The following is a 14,667-nucleotide window of genomic DNA, read 5'->3' as shown; positions in this document are numbered from 1 at the left end:
TATTCCATGACCACATCGCCCAGCCGTCGCCTGCACGGCCTCGACACCTTGCGTGCGCTCGCCGTCACGCTCGTGGTGCTGCACCATTACACGCTGTTCGTCTCGAACGACGATCACACCTTCGGCTGGGTCAGCCGGATCGGCTGGGTCGGGGTGGACCTGTTCTTTGCCCTGTCGGGCTACCTGATCGGCAACCAGATTTTCGCGGCGATGAAGCTTGAGCCCGGCCTGTCCTTGAAAAACTTCTACGCAAGGCGCCTGCTGCGCACCTTGCCTAACTACTTCGTCATCCTCGCCATCTATTTCCTGTGGCCGGCGTGGCGCGAAGGGGCCCCGCTGGCGCCGCTGTGGCGCTACCTGACTTTCACCCAGAACCTCGGGCTGGCGCCGGGCACGGCCTTCTCGCACAGCTGGTCGCTGGCGATCGAGGAGCAGTTTTATTTGCTGTTGCCGGCACTGGCCCTGTTCGGGGTTACGCTGCGGCTGCGGGTATCGGCCGCCTGGATCGTGATTGCGCTCGTGCTCACGGGTGGCATGCTGCTGCGCGCGCATCTCTGGTTCGAACACGTCGATGGAAAACAGTATGGGACCTGGTTCTATTACAAGCTCATCTATTACTCGAGCCTGTGCCGGCTCGACGAGCTGGTGGCCGGCGTGGCGCTGGCGCTGCTGAAGAACCACCATGCCGCCCTGTGGTCCCGATTGACGGAGCACGGCAACCGCTGGCTGGTGGCCGGTATCGCGGTGACTGTCCCGGCCTTCTGGCTGCTGCTGGGCGACCGCTACAGCTTTGCGTCGACCGTGTTCGGCTACCCGCTGCTGGCGCTCGGCTTCGGCCTGCTGATCCTCGCGGCCCTGTCGAACGGCTCGCTGCTGCGCGACCTGCGCGTGCCGGGGGCAGGGCCCCTCGCGCTCTGGTCGTATGCGATCTACCTGGCGCACCGGGGCGTGTGCGCTATCGGCGCGGGGCTGCTCTGGGAACTGGGTTATGGACCGCAGAGCCTGACGGCGATCCTGGCCTTGCTGGCGGCGAGCGTGCTGTCCGGCTGGCTGCTGTACCGGCTGGTCGAGACGCCCTTCATGCTGCTGCGCGAGCGCCGCTTTCCGAGCAACCTGGCGCGTCGCCCGGAATTCAGCCCTCGGCTTAGTTGACGTCGATGACGTCGAAAGCGGCCGGCATCGCGCCGAGGAAAGCGAGGGTCGCATGCACGCGCTCGCGCATGTCCTGCCCTTTCGTCGCTTCGATGGCCGCGCGCAGGCCGGGCCGCGCCTCGATCGTGTGCGGGCTGCGGTAAGCCTCGATCAACAGCGCCACCAGGTCCGATGGCGCCCCGCAAGTGCGGCGCAGGCGCGTGTCGATCACGCCCAGGAGGGTGCGCTGCATGCTCGGAGTCGGGTTGAGGATGTGGACGAACACCGAAGGCGTGTTGGCGATCGATTCGCACAGGCTGCGTTCGATGGCATCGGGCTTCAGGTCGGAGGCGATGTCGAAATACGCCCGGTCCCAGCGCGTGCGCGCATACGGGTGGCCGGCCGGGAAACGGTCGATGGTCTCGAAGCCGAGCGCATGGCTGGCACGCGACAGCCAATCGAGCAGGATCGGAGTCAAAGGCATGGAAGAGGGGGGCAGGAGGGGCGCATTCCCGGAAGTGTAACGCAAGCGCGCGCGCAAGCGCGGAGAGGGCGATCCATCGAGCGCCCAGCCGCGGGGAAACAGCGCTTACTCGCCGAAGCGCCCGGCGCGGAAGTCTTCGACTGCCTGCTGCAGCTCGGCCTGGCTGTTCATCACGAAGGGGCCGTACTGCGCGATCGGCTCGCGCAAAGGACGGCCGGCGAGCAGCAGCAGCCGCGTCGGCGCCGCCGCCTTGATGACGACGCCGTCGGCGCCCGGCGCGTTGTCGAAGATCGCCATGCGCGACTGCGCCACGCCGCGCCCGGCCACGACGGCCTCGCCGCGGAACACGTAGATGAAGGCGTTGTGCCCTTCCGGCAGCGGCTGCTCGAAGCTGGCGCCCGCCGGCAGCTCGATGTCGAGGTAGAGCGGCTCGGTGCCGTCGCGCTGCACGGCGCCCGTTACCCCATGGCTGGCGCCGGCGATCACCTGCACGACGACCCCATTGTCCAGTGTGAAGCGCGGCACTTCGGCGTTCGGGATGTCGCGGTACCAGGGCGCGCTCATCTTGTCCCGGGCTGGCAGGTTGAGCCACAGCTGGAAGCCTTCCATCAGTCCCTCGGTCTGCTCGGGCATCTCGGAGTGGATCACGCCACGCCCGGCCGTCATCCACTGGACGCCGCCATCGGTCACCAGCCCCTCGTTGCCGGCGCTGTCGCGGTGGCGCATGCTCCCGGCCAGCATGTAGGTGACCGTCTCGAATCCGCGGTGCGGGTGCTCGGGAAAGCCGGCGATGTAGTCGCCCGCCTTGTCGCTGCCGAAGGCATCGAGCATCAGGAAGGGGTCGAGGCGGCGCTGCAGCGCCTGCGTGAGGACGCGGTTGATTTTCACGCCCGCGCCGTCCATGACGGCCTGGCCGGCGATCAGCCGCTCGACCCCGCGCGCTTTTGTCACGCTTGCATGAGTGATTGCTTCAGTCATCGTCTTCTCCTTGTCGCTGGGCGCCGCCGCGTTTGTTATGCCAGGGCGGCGACGGTAGCGTCAGCCTCGGCACGGCCGTTGGCGGATGCTTCAGGACCCATGGCCTGGGCAGCCGAATACACGAAAGTGTGGTCCGTCATGCCCAAGAAGTTGAGCAGCATGCGCACGAAGGGCACTTGCGGGTCGGCTTCGACCGGGTAGATGCCGCCGCGGGCGGTCGCCACGAACACCTTCTTGTTCTTCAGCAGGCCTTCCGGACCGGTCTCGGTGTAGCGGAAGGTCACGCCGGCGCGGGCAATCGCGTCGAACCAGCTTTTGAGCTGCACCGGAATGCCGAAGTTGTACATCGGCGCGCCGATCACGACCACGTCGGCCGCCTGCACCTGGGCGATCAGGGCGTCGTCGAGCGCCACGCGTGCGGCCTGCTCGGGAGTACGGCTGTCCGCCGGGGTGAACAGGGCGCCGAGCGCCGCTTCGTCCAGCACCGGGTGCGGGTCGCGCGCCAGGTCGCGGGTGCTCACAAGCGCGCCCGGGTTGGCGGCGACCAGTTTGGCGACGATGCTGGCCGCGACACGGGTCGACTCGGATTCGGCGCCGCGCAGGCTGGAGGTGATTTGCAGGATGTTCATGTGGGTTCCTTTGGTGAATGGTTGTGTATGCAATGAAGCCAGTTTATCCATTCCAAAAACAATGCGGAAGACGTTAGAATGGATAACATTATTCAGCCAGTGGAACAATTGCAGGAGCTATCCGATGGAAGTGGAACCAAATGACCTGCTGCTGTTCGCCCGTATCGTCGAGGCGGGCAGTTTCAGCCGCGCTGCCGAGCGGGTCAACCAGCCGAAATCGACCGTCTCGCGGCGCATCTCGCTGCTCGAAAGCCGGCTGGGCGAACGGCTGCTGCAACGCACGACCCGCAAACTCGTCGTCACCGAATTCGGCGCCAGCCTGCTGGAACATGCGCGCCGGGTGCTGGAGGAATCGGAAGCGGCCGGTGCGCTGGCCCAGCACCGCCAGGGCGCGCCCAGCGGGCGCCTGCGCATTTCGCTGCCCGCCGATTTCGCCAACCTCGGCATGAGCACGATGATCGGGCGCTTCCTGGAACGCTATCCGGCGGTGACGGTGGAACTCGACCTGTCGCCGCGCCGGGTCGACCTGGTGGCGGAAAGCTTCGACATCGCGATCCGAATGGGCGACCTGCCGGACGACAGTTCCCTGAATGCGCGTCCCGTTACCCTGCAGCGTTTCGGCCTGTACGCCTCGCCCTGTTATACGGCCGTGCGCGGACTGCCCGAGCATCCCGACGATTTACTGGCCCACGACGTGCTGTGCCTCCTGAACCGCAACGGCGGCGCGGTACCCTGGGTGCTCACGCGCGGCAAGCTGCGCTGGGAGCGCGCGCTGCCGGCGCGCCTGACCGCCAATTCGCCTGATCTGTTGGCGCGCATCGCCTGCAGCGGCGCGGGGATCGCGGCCAGCTCGGAACTGTTCGCGCTGCCGCTGGTGAAGAAGGGGGAGCTGGTGCGGGTGCTGCCGGAGTGGGACCTGCCGGCGGCCACCGGGTGGGCCGTGTTCCCCGGGCGGCGCCTGATGCCGGCCAAGACACGGGCCTTCCTTGACATGATGGACGAGATGTTCTGCGCCGAGGCGGCACCATGAACGACATCATCCGTGCCTACGACAGGATCGCAGCCTGGTTCGACCGCACCCGCACCAGCGCCCTGATCGAACGGCCCTGGCTGGAATACCTGGCGCAGGCCTTGCCGCCGGGCGCCGCCATCCTCGACCTTGGCTGCGGCACGGGCGAGCCGATCCTGCGCTTCCTGGCCGAGCGGCGGTTCGCGATGACCGGCGTCGATGCCAGCGCCGCGATGATCGAGATCGCCCGGACGCGCTTTCCGCAGACCCGCCTGCTGGTCGGCGACATGCGCAGCCTGGCCGTGAACGAAACCTTCGGCGCCGTGATTGCCTGGCACAGCCTCTTTCATCTACCGCACGACGATCAGCGCGCCATGTTCGCGCGCTTCGCCCGGCTGCTCGACCCCGGCGGCCTGTTGATGTTCACCTCGGGCAGCGACCACGGCGAAGTATGGAGCGATAACGGCGGCGAGCTGCTGTACCACGCATCGCTCGGCCTGGAAGAGTATCGCCGCCTGCTGGCGGCACACCGTTTCGAGGTCCTGCGCCATGCCGCGGAGGATGCGGCTTGCGGCGGAGCGACCGTGTGGATCGCGCGCTATCGCGCGGTGTAAGGATCGGACCGCGTCAGCGCGCGCTGACCGGGCGATTGCCCATCATTTCGCCCAGCCGTACCTTGCCCTCCGGCGCCCAGGCGGGATTGAACTCGATCGTTTTTTCCTTGAACAGCATCACGACGGTCGAGCCCAGCAGGAAGCGGCCCATCTCCTCGCCTTTTTTCAGCACCACCGGGGTCGACTCATAGGTCCATTCCGAAATGCGTCCGTTGCGCTGGGGATTGACGACGCCGTGCCATGGCGTGGCCATGCTGCCGACGATGGTCGCACCGACGAGCACCATGACGAAGGTGCCGAACTCCTCGGACTCGAACACGCAGACCACGCGTTCGTTGCGCGCGAACAGGCCCGGCACGCCGCGCGCCGTGGTCGGGTTCACCGAGAACAGCGCGCCCGGCACGTAGATCATGCGCGTCAGGCGGCCGTCGCAGGGCATGTGCAGGCGGTGGTAGTCCTTCGGGCTGAGGTAGAGGTTGGCGAAGCTGCCGTGCCGGAAGTGGGCGGCCAGGCTCGCATCGCCGCCGACCAGTTGGGTCGTGGTGAACTTGTGCCCCTTGGCCTGCAGGATGTGGTGGTCGTCGATGGCGCCGAACTGGCTGATCGCGCCGTCCACCGGGCAGACAAAGTCCGCTTGGGCAAGCGGACGGACGCCATCCCTCAGCGCTCGCGTGAAAAATTCGTTAAAGCTCGGGTAGCTGGCGATGTCCGGATTGGCCGCCTCGTCCATGTTGACCCCGTACTTGGCGACGAACCAGCGGATCAGCCGGGTCGTCATCCGGCCGCCCCGGTGGCCGGCAACGCGGCCGGCAAACGAAGTCAGCGCCTGCTTGGGCAGGACATATTGCGGCAGTACTTTGAAGCGGTCGGACACGATGGCAGCCCTTATTACTTGTGATGATGGCGGATTATAAATAATCAGTGTTCCCGTGCATATCTTTGTTTGCACATCGTGCACAGGGTCACTTGCGCAGTGTAGCGCATCGCCAGATGAGAATAGGGCAGGTTCATACCACACTCCGGCATGCATATCGAAAAAATATGCCACTTGGCAACCCAAATGGAGAAATCTCACGGACAATACGATCTCATAAAATTGCCTGTCTGATATGTATATCTCATCTCCGATCCGTCTGACCTTGCTGGCCGCCCTGCTGGCCAGCGCCTTCCCCCTGCATGCCCAGGAGGCCCCGAAAAAACCCGCCGGCGCCGTGGCACAGGACAAGTCCCAGCCTGAACCAGCGATGCAGAAGGTCGAAGTGCGCGGCACCGCCGAGGGCTATGACCCGCGCCGCGACGACACCGCCACCAAGATCGTCGTCGGCCAGGAAGAAATCGCCAAATACGGCGACACCAGCGTCGCCGACGTGCTCAAGCGCGTACCCGGCATCACGGTCAGCAGTCCCAACGGGCGCGGCGGCGAAATCCGCATGCGCGGCCTGGGCGCCGGCTACACGCAGATCCTGCTCAATGGCGAACGCGCGCCGGCCGGCTTTTCGATCGACTCGCTCTCGCCCGACGTCATCGAGCGCATCGAAGTGCTACGCGCCGCGAGCGCCGAATACTCGACCCAGTCGGTGGCCGGCACCATCAACATCGTGCTGAAAAAGGCGATCCGCACCGGCCAGCGCGAATTCAAGATCGGCGCGCGCACCGGTGGCGGTTTCGACGGCCCGACCGCGAACTTCCAGCTCTCGGACAAGCTGGGCAAGATGTCGTATGCGATCGCCGGCAGCGCCATGTACGAGGATTTCGCGCGCGTCATCCCCAGCGACGAGCAGGCGTTCGACGCGGCCGGCACGCAGGTGCTCGCGCGCGCCACACGGGGCGACGAAAAAGGGCGCCTGAACCTGTTCAACCTGGCGCCGCGCCTGAACTGGGCGCTGGCGAACGGCGACACCCTGACCTGGCAGACCTTCGTGAACGTCGCGCGCTTCCGCAACCAGAACCACGAAACCACGGACACCACGCTGGGCGCGCAGGCGCGCTACCCGGTCGCCGATTCGGCTACCCGCTCGGACAACGATGTCCTGCGCACGGAACTGAACTGGGTGCACAAGATGGCCGACGGCGCCAAGCTCGACGTCAAGGCCGGCGTGGTGGGCGGCCAGAACACCACCACGCAGCGGCGCTGGACACCGGCCGGCGCGCCGCGCCGGCTCGACACCGCCATCCTGAACGAAGCGGAAGAGCTGGGCGCCACCACCACCGGCAAGTTCAGCAAGACCCTGTTCGACGGCCACGCGCTGGCCATGGGCTGGGACGGCGGCTGGGGCGTGCGCGAGGACATCCGCACCGAGACCGAGGCCGGGCGCCTGGTGTTCCCGGCGCTGCTGAACGGGGGCGAACAGTTCAAGGCCGAAGTCTCGCGCTTTGCCGCCTACGCGCAGGACGAATGGAACCTCACCCCGCGCTGGTCGGTGTACCTCGGCGCGCGCTGGGAAGGCATCCGTACCCGCGCGACCGGCAATACCTTCGCCGCCTCCCGTTCGAGCTCGAACGTCTGGAGCCCGGTGATCCAAACCCTGTGGAAGATCCCGGAAACCAAGGGCGACCAGGTGCGCTTCGCCGTCACCCGCACCTACAAGGCGCCGGGCCTGCCGCAGCTGATGCCGCGCCGCCAGACCTCGATCGACAACCGCTCGACCGATCCCGATTTCTCCGGCAACCCGGACCTGAAGCCCGAGCTGGCACTGGGCCTGGACGCCTCGTACGAGCATTACTGGGCCGAAGGCGCGCTGGTATCGATCAGCGGCTCGATGCGCCGCATCGATGGCTACACGCGCAGCCAGGTCACCTTCGACGGCGCGCGCTGGGTGGCGATGCCGATGAACGCAGGGCAGGCAATCACGCGCGGGCTGGAGCTGGAAACCAAGTTCCCGCTCAAAGCGCTGATGAAGGATGCGCCGGCGATCGACCTGCGTGCCAGCGTCAGCGCCAACTGGTCGGAGGTGGACGGCGTGCCGGGCCCGGACAACCGCCTCGACAACCAGACTCCGCTCTCGGGCAACTTCGGCATCGACTACAAGAAGGGCGACCTGACCACCGGCGCCAGCCTGGCGTGGCGCCAGGACGCGACCATCCAGGTGTCCGAACGCCAGGTCGCCTTCCTGAAGGGCCGGCGCGATCTGGAAGCCTATGCGCTCTACAAGTTCACGCCAAAACAGCAGTTGCGCGTGGCGCTGTCGAACATCCTGGGCGAGGACTTCGTCAACCGCCAGATCTTCCTCGAGCAGGACCGCCTGGTGGTGCGCAACCTGCGCTTCCCGGCAGGCCCGTCGGTGCGCGCGACGCTGGAGCTGAAGTTCTGAGGTCCTGAAGATTTAAAAATACAAGCAAAAAGGCCCGGACCGGAATCACTTCCGGCCCGGGCCTTTTTTCTTTGGCCCTAAGGCTTACGCTGCCTGTACGCGGCGGCGCAGGGCGCCGATGCCGGCCAGGGCGATGCCGAACAGCGCGACCGAACCCGGCTCAGGCACTTCGGCCAGCTTGAACTGGCCGTTGCCGCTGATGAAGAAGTGCTGGCGATCGACGTTCTTGTAGGTCTTGCCGTTGCAGCCGCGGCCGGTGAAGCCGCCGAATTCGCAGGCAACTTCCTTGACCAGGGTGCTGCGTGGGCTGCCCAGGGTATTGGCATTGGTGAAGGCGAACGCGAACATCGGCTGGGTCGACAGGTCGACCCCGTGCCCGTTGAAGAAGTAGCCGGCCTTGAGCGAGCCGGCGGCCGCCTGTGCGTGGACGGATACCTGACCATTGTTCAGCGGGCTGCCGTTCGCGTTGACCTTGCCGCCGCCACCGAGCAGGATATTGAATTCCGCAATCTGGATCCCCAGGTTGGCACCGAAATAGCCGGCCCTCGAACCATACTGCCCATTGGTCGGATTGTGGTACATGCGCAGCGTGCCGCTCTCGAACCGGAAGGCGCCCCCGAAGTCGCCTTTCCCCACCGCCTCAAGCGTTGCCGTGATGTTGCCGCCCGGGAATGCCATCGGGAACAGGGTGCCGTTGCTGTCAGCCTGGACCAGGTTGAACACGGCGTGCTCCTTGAACGTGAACGAGGTCGCGCCGGCTGGGGCCAGCTCGATGAAGGCGTTACCGTTCACGTCCAGGTATTCGTTAACCGCCTGGCCGCCGGCAAAGCCGCCGCCGGTCGGGTTGAACACCCAGTCGCTCATCAGGATCGAAGCCTGGGCCTGCGTGGACAAGGCGAGCACCGCGGCGCAACCGATCTGTTTCAGATATTTCATGTTGGACTTTTCAGGACATTGTTAGTATGCGTACTTACAAGCAAGTAACATGCCAACAGGAAAGTATCTTTAGTAATCAACAAGTTGGCGAATGTCAACTTCAGTAGCTGGTGTGGGCTGTAAAGATTTCCGACAGCCGGCGCGGCGCGGGCGCAGGCCGGGGCCGGGAAGCTCACCGGAATGCAAGGGCATCCGCATCGATCGCCAGCAGCTCGCCGGCGCGCTGGGACAAGCGGTCCGCTTCCAGGTTGCGGTGGCGCGGCACCCAGCGCAGGGTAACCCCCTGCAGCCGGCCGAGCAGGGCATGCACGCGCGCGCGGTAGGGCCGCAGCACCGGAGCGCTGTCCTCGAGTGGCCCGTTGACGTCGTCGATGACGACCTGGCTGTCGCCGTAGACGGCCAACTCGCCTGCGCCATGGGCCAGAGCGGCTTCCAGCACCGCGATCAGCGCCAGGTATTCGGCCTCGCTGCTGTTGCCGTAGCCGGCCGCGCGCGACAGTTCGACCAGTTCGCCCGCAGGTCCGCGCAGCAGGCCGCCGATGCCGCAGCGTCCCGGGTTGGGCCGCGCCGATCCGTCGAACCAGGCGCGCCAGGCGCAGGGCGCGCCCAGGTGCCTGGCGCCACGCAGGGCGTGCGCCGCCTCGCGCGCTGCCTTGCGCTGCGCCAGGCGCGCGGCTTCGGCGCCGCGCAGGGCCGCGCGTTGCGCCAGCAGCGCGGCAAGGCCGGCCTCGCCCGCGCTCTCCGCAAGCACCAGGCGCAGCGCGCTTTCGAACGGCAAGCCCTCGCGCAATGCGCGCTTGCGGCTGGCGGCGAGTTCGGTACGGTTGGCGGCGCTTTGCAGGCGGTCGAGATCGGTCATCTCGCCAGCATAAAGCATTTCGATGGGTTCGCGCCGCTTGTGAGTCCGCAACAAACGTCTTGCCCGTCGTCGCCGCATCCCGGCAGGCGAAAAAAAAGCGCCTCTTTCGAAGCGCTTTCTTCATCCTGCCTGGTTATTCCGCGTCATGCGAATTAACGGCGGTATGGATTGTCCGGGCTGCTGTCGCGGCTGTTGCGGCGACCGTCGCCATCGCGGTCATGGTCGTACCGGTTCTCGACGCCGTCGTTGTCGCGGTCGCGGTCGCGGGCATTCGGGATGCCGTCGCGGTCGGTGTCGCCGCCGTGGCGTTCGATACGGTCCGGGATGCCGTCACGGTCGCGGTCGCGGCCACGGTATTCCTGCGGGCGCCCATTACGGTCGTAGTACACCTCGCGCTGGTAGCCGCCGCGGTTCCCATACTGGCGGTCGCCATCGCGGTACGCATAGTGGCGGTCGCCGCGGTGCGGAGCCCAGCCTCCTTGCTGCATGTACCAGCGGCCACCGCGTTGCTGCCAGGCCGGCGGCGCATACACATAGCCTGGACGCTCGACGATATAGGTCCCGGGCATCCAGTGATGGCGGCGGCCGTTCCAGGCCCAGTAGCCAGGCACCCACACGTGGCCGCGACGCGCGCTCGGCATGCGTTCGTACAGCGGTGCCGGGGGAGCGGTGCCGATATACAGTTGGACATCGGTTTGCGCCATCGATGGCAGCGGTGCGTACGCCGCGGCGCCGAGGGCGATCAGGGTAACGAGAGGGAGGCTGCGTTTCATTTTGTTCTCCATGATCCGAATTGGATGATTCATAGTATCAATCGCTCGGACGCAATGGGGCATTTGACGCATGTGCTTACATCTGAAACAGATTGCAGCGACTGTGTTGCAAGGCGGGGGAGGCGGGGCGGGAGGGGACGGGGAAGGGGTGAAAAACGATCAGGCCGCAGCCAGCACGGACGCGGCCCGGGACGCGCGGGCGATCAAATACGGCTCCCGCCGGCGCGGCGCTCGGCCAGCACTGTCGGCCCCCCTTCGGCGGGACTCAGGCGCTTGGCCTTGACCACCACGACGGCCATCCTGGTTTCGGTGGCGATGCTCGAATCCTGGATGACGGCCGGGCTGGCGTGGGCGTGGGGCACGGCGTCGGTAAAGTAGCTGGCCGACCCGGCTGCTGCCAGGGCAACGACGAAAACGGCTTCCATGTGCTTGGCGATGTTCACGGTGCTTCTCCTTGCGGCGGTGGTTGGGATGTGTGCACTGTAGTCCCGGGCGGTCACGCCGGCCATCGGATTGCGACAAGCCGCATGAAAAGCGGGATGGCCTGCACAAAACGCGGGCCGGCGTGCTGCTTCCAACTCCGGTCAACCCGGCCGTATCTGCATGCTTGTACCTTGCATGCTTTTCCCGTCCCCCCGCTAGGACGGCTCGGACGGCCGGGGCCGGCAGGAGGAAGGGATGGGGGAATGATCGCCACGTTATTCGAAGGCTGGGGCGCGCACCGCAGGGCATGGCGGCGTGCGCGCAACCTGCGTGCCGCGGCGCGCGCAGGGAATGGCGCACAGCGGGGCGCGCAGGCGAGCCCGCTGCGGCGCAGCGCCCGGCTCCATGCCGGCCCCGGCGTCTGGCTGGGCGCCGCTGCCTGTGTGCTCGTCGCTGCCGGCGCCATCGTCATCGCCAGCCACGCGCGCGGGCTCGGCGCTGCCGTGGCAAGCGGCGGGCAGGCGGGCGGCAACGGGCGTCCGCTCGCCAGCTTCCAGCCGGCCCTGCCGGGCCTGGCCTTCAGCGTGCCGGCCCAGCCCGGCGTCGTGCTCGGCGCCCAGCCCGGCGGGGCGCTGCTGATCCTGGCCGGCATGCGCGCCGGGCAGCCGACCGTCATCGACCTGTGCAGCCAGACCCTGGAGGGGACGGGCGGGCGCCTCGCGCCGGTACGGATCGGCTACCGCTTCGCCGACGTGGCGCGCTGGGTGGCGCGCAACGAGGGCGCGGCCAGCCCCGTCACGATCAGGAACGTTGTGCTGTCGGGCTCGAGCATGCCAAGGGTCGATATCACCGGGGTTGCCGGAGCGGCGCTGCAGTTGGCCTGGCATGGAGAATCGGCGCGCTGGGTGGGCGACGCGACGCATGGGGGAATCGTGAGCGGTGGGCGCGGCCAGGCGGCCCTCGGGCGCGACGGCTGGCTGGTCTGGGGGGAAGAAGGGGCGCTGAGGCTCACGCGCCGCGCCAGCGCCGCCTGCCCCCAGGCCGGCGAGCTGGTGCTGACGCCTTACCGCGCCGCGCCTGGGCTGGCGGCGACTGCGCTGGTGGCCGCGTTTCCGGAAACCGGGGCCGTACGCAGCGCGACGCTGGCGCCCGGAGCATACCGGGTGCCGGCTGCCGCGCCGGCGCGTCTCGAGGACGGCGCGCTGTTCGACAGCCTGCTGGCGCACGGGCTGGTGCGTCTCGGGCAAGGGGGCATGATCGAGGCGGCGCCGCGCGACCTCGCCGGCTGGCGCGCCGCGGCACCGGCCCAGCGCACGGCCGACCTGGGCGCCTGGGACGGCGTGCTGCTGGACGAGGCCGGGCGCCGGCTGCTCGAGCGCCTGTATGGCCGCGCCGATGGCGCCTATGTGCGCGAGCAGATCAGGATCTTCAATGCCGAGCGGCGCCTGCTGGCCTGGCGCGTGCGCCCCGGTGCGCCGGGAGCATGGCAGGCGGCGGCCGGCGGCGTGGCTGTCTCGCTGGACGCGCCACTGCCGCTGGCGGCCTCGCGCCTGTTCGAGCGCCTGCCCGAAGGATGGGCGCCGTGGCAGCGGGTGGCGGACTGGCCCGCCGGCGCCACCGGTGCACGGCTCGCCCTGACGCTGGCGCAGCCGGCGAGCGGCGCCGAACGCGTCAACGTGCTGCTGGCCGGCCGCGTGCGCGGCGTCGAGGGTGCGCGGCTGGAGACTGCGCGCCCGGCCTGCGGCGGACGGGCGTGCGTGCGTTCCGACGATGTCAGCGAGCTGGTGCTGGCGCCGGTGGCGGGGAGCCGCCGCATCGTCATCGACGCCGCGCCGCTCGACCTGGCCGGCATGGCGGGCCAGGGCGACGCGGCATGGCGCCACCTGCGGGTCGAGAACGGTCGCCTGGCCTGGAAACCGCTGGTGCAGCCGCCGCGCGCCACGCCTGCCATCGCGACGACCCCGGTCCTGCTGGCCGACCGCAAGGGCAGGCCGCTCTGGCAGTCCGGCAGCGCGACGCAGCCCGCGCAGGCGGCGGGCCTCGCATCGCTGCTTGGCCTGCACGAAGAGCATGCGAGCAGCATTGCCGGCATGCTGGCGCGGCTGCCCGCGCCGGAGGGCCGTGCGCACGCCGCGACCCTGAGCCTCGACCTCGATCTGCAGCGCGCCAGCCAGGACGCGCTGGCCTGCGTCGGCCTGCGTCGCGGCAGCTGGGACGGCGCGCACTGCCGTGGCGGCGCTGCACCCCCGAGTGGACGCCAGGCCGGCCTGGTGCTGCTCGATGCCGGCAATGGCGACATCCTTGCGGCCGCCAGCGCGGGCGGGGGCGTGGCGCCGTCCACTCCCTGGGCCGAGCTGCGCGACTTCGATCGCGTCGATCCGGCGCGCAGCCCCCTGCGCCAGGCGGCGCTGCAGCACGACGGCGGCGCCGAGCGCAGCCCCGGCTCGACCTTCAAGATCGTCAGCGCACTCGGCCTGGAGCTCGCCGCGCAGCGCGACCCGCGCCTGGACGCGCTGTTGCAGGGCATGCCGCTGGCGGCGATCGACACCCTGGCGCGGGAGCGCGGCTTTGCCTTCCGCAGCGGCGCCGCGACCTATCCAGCCAGCGGCGGGCTAACCCACATCACCAACTTCCGCAACGGCACCCTCGAGCGGCGCGCGCAGGACGGCAAGCTGGGACTGGCGCAAGCGCTGACCTGGAGCCTGAACACCTGGTTCGCCTGGACCGCCGAATTGGGCGACGCCAGCCTGTTCGGCAAGAGCAGCGGCGGCGCGCCGAGCCTGCGCGCGCTCCATCTGGATAATGAACCCGATGCGATGCTAGGGGTGCGCCCGATCGCCGACATGGCGCAGCGCCTCGGCTTCGGCCGGGCCCTGGCGCTCGACGGCGGCCTGCTACCGGCCGGCCATGACTGGCGGCGCTGGGACGCGCTGCAGGCCAGCGCCGCCGGAATCGACCCGATCGGTTCGCGCCACGAATTGCGGCAAATGGCGATCGGCCTGCGCATGCAGGCAACGCCGCTGCACATGGCGATGGTGGCGGGCGCCGTCGGCGAAGGCCGCGCGATTGCGCCGCGCCTGCTCATCAATCTCGACGGGCGCGCTGCCCAGGCCCGGCCGGGCGCGCCGCTCGGCGTGCGCCTCGACCGCGTGCGCGCCGGCCTGCACGGCGTCGTGGCGCAGGGCACGGCGGCGGGCGCCTTCCGCGCGCCCGAATTCGACGGCTTGCGCACGGGGTTGTACGGGAAGACCGGTACCGCACCCAGCGGGCCGAACGGCGAGGCGACGGTCTGGTTCACCGGCTGGCTGGAGCCTGGCAGTATTCCCGGCCAGACCCGGCGCCTGGCGTTTGCGGCCTTCGTCAGCCGGTCGGAAGCGACCGGCGGCGAGCATGCGGCGCCGGTCGTCGCCGCGCTGCTGCGTTCCATGCTCGTCCGAAAGGGGGAATTGAAGGAAAACTGAGCGTCTCCTGCGCGCCTTGCTCCTGTGTTTGTGTGGCATGATTTACAAAGTCAGTTATC

At 68.3% G+C, this 14,667-nt stretch carries 13 protein-coding genes; 5 read left to right on the top strand and 8 right to left on the bottom strand.

What is annotated here, in order from left to right:
- Positions 1-6: 6 nt before the first annotated feature.
- Positions 7-1,152 (top strand): acyltransferase family protein, encoded by a 1,146-nt coding sequence (locus ACFPN5_RS03275; RefSeq protein WP_379780069.1) that lies wholly within the window; start codon positions 7-9, stop codon positions 1,150-1,152.
- Here ACFPN5_RS03275 and ACFPN5_RS03270 read toward each other — a convergent pair.
- The 3 genes from ACFPN5_RS03270 to ACFPN5_RS03260 all read right to left on the bottom strand — a co-directional run bounded on the left by ACFPN5_RS03270 (position 1,145) and on the right by ACFPN5_RS03260 (position 3,222).
- Positions 1,145-1,615, bottom strand: coding sequence for a hypothetical protein (locus ACFPN5_RS03270; RefSeq protein ID WP_379780067.1), 471 nt, complete (start codon positions 1,613-1,615; stop codon positions 1,145-1,147). The two genes, ACFPN5_RS03275 and ACFPN5_RS03270, sit on opposite strands and share 8 nt — an antisense overlap.
- 105 nt (positions 1,616-1,720) lie before the next feature.
- A complete protein-coding gene (locus ACFPN5_RS03265) occupies positions 1,721-2,593 on the bottom strand; it encodes a pirin family protein (RefSeq protein ID WP_379780065.1) in 873 nt (290 codons plus the stop codon).
- A gap of 35 nt (positions 2,594-2,628) precedes the next feature.
- Positions 2,629-3,222 (bottom strand): FMN-dependent NADH-azoreductase, encoded by a 594-nt coding sequence (locus ACFPN5_RS03260; protein WP_379780063.1) that lies wholly within the window; start codon positions 3,220-3,222, stop codon positions 2,629-2,631.
- Positions 3,223-3,346: 124 nt separating this feature from the next.
- Between ACFPN5_RS03260 and ACFPN5_RS03255 the strand changes: the two genes are divergently transcribed.
- Both ACFPN5_RS03255 and ACFPN5_RS03250 read left to right on the top strand, forming a co-directional pair.
- Positions 3,347-4,252, top strand: a complete 906-nt coding sequence (locus ACFPN5_RS03255) for a LysR family transcriptional regulator (protein ID WP_379780062.1) — start codon at positions 3,347-3,349, stop codon at positions 4,250-4,252.
- Complete coding sequence (locus ACFPN5_RS03250; RefSeq protein ID WP_379780060.1) at positions 4,249-4,845, top strand: class I SAM-dependent DNA methyltransferase; 597 nt, start codon at positions 4,249-4,251, stop codon at positions 4,843-4,845. Before ACFPN5_RS03255 ends, ACFPN5_RS03250 begins: the two co-directional genes overlap by 4 nt.
- Before the next feature lie 13 nt (positions 4,846-4,858).
- Here the strand turns inward: ACFPN5_RS03250 and asd are convergent, their stop codons facing one another.
- The gene (asd, locus tag ACFPN5_RS03245; RefSeq protein ID WP_379780059.1) at positions 4,859-5,719 is read right to left on the bottom strand and encodes an archaetidylserine decarboxylase; all 861 of its coding nucleotides are present in this window, start codon (positions 5,717-5,719) and stop codon (positions 4,859-4,861) included.
- Between the two features lie 235 nt (positions 5,720-5,954).
- Here asd and ACFPN5_RS03240 point away from each other — a divergent pair, with 235 nt between their 5' ends.
- Positions 5,955-8,156 carry a TonB-dependent receptor plug domain-containing protein gene (locus tag ACFPN5_RS03240; RefSeq protein ID WP_379780057.1) on the top strand — a complete coding sequence of 734 codons (2,202 nt, stop codon included), beginning with the start codon at positions 5,955-5,957 and terminating at the stop codon, positions 8,154-8,156.
- An 84-nt stretch (positions 8,157-8,240) separates the two neighbouring features.
- Here ACFPN5_RS03240 and pepA read toward each other — a convergent pair whose 3' ends face one another.
- The 4 genes from pepA to ACFPN5_RS03220 all read right to left on the bottom strand — a co-directional run bounded on the left by pepA (position 8,241) and on the right by ACFPN5_RS03220 (position 11,167).
- On the bottom strand, positions 8,241-9,092 hold the full coding sequence (gene pepA, locus ACFPN5_RS03235; RefSeq protein ID WP_379780055.1) for a flocculation-associated PEP-CTERM protein PepA: 852 nt from the start codon (positions 9,090-9,092) through the stop codon (positions 8,241-8,243).
- A gap of 172 nt (positions 9,093-9,264) precedes the next feature.
- Positions 9,265-9,951 (bottom strand): ribonuclease HI family protein, encoded by a 687-nt coding sequence (locus ACFPN5_RS03230; protein ID WP_379780053.1) that lies wholly within the window; start codon positions 9,949-9,951, stop codon positions 9,265-9,267.
- A gap of 152 nt (positions 9,952-10,103) precedes the next feature.
- Entirely contained in the window at positions 10,104-10,724 is a 621-nt protein-coding gene (locus ACFPN5_RS03225) for a YXWGXW repeat-containing protein (protein ID WP_379780052.1), read from the bottom strand.
- A gap of 203 nt (positions 10,725-10,927) precedes the next feature.
- Positions 10,928-11,167: a hypothetical protein gene (locus ACFPN5_RS03220; RefSeq protein ID WP_379780050.1), complete on the bottom strand. Its 240-nt coding sequence runs from the start codon at positions 11,165-11,167 to the stop codon at positions 10,928-10,930.
- Between the two features lie 243 nt (positions 11,168-11,410).
- Between ACFPN5_RS03220 and ACFPN5_RS03215 the strand changes: the two genes are divergently transcribed.
- Positions 11,411-14,608: a penicillin-binding transpeptidase domain-containing protein gene (locus ACFPN5_RS03215; protein WP_379780049.1), complete on the top strand. Its 3,198-nt coding sequence runs from the start codon at positions 11,411-11,413 to the stop codon at positions 14,606-14,608.
- Positions 14,609-14,667: the final 59 nt, after the last annotated feature.

The organism is Massilia niabensis (assembly GCF_042655085.1).
Taxonomy (GTDB): Bacteria; Pseudomonadota; Gammaproteobacteria; order Burkholderiales; family Burkholderiaceae_D; genus Telluria; species Telluria niabensis.
This window is presented reverse-complemented; position numbering and strand designations above follow the sequence as displayed.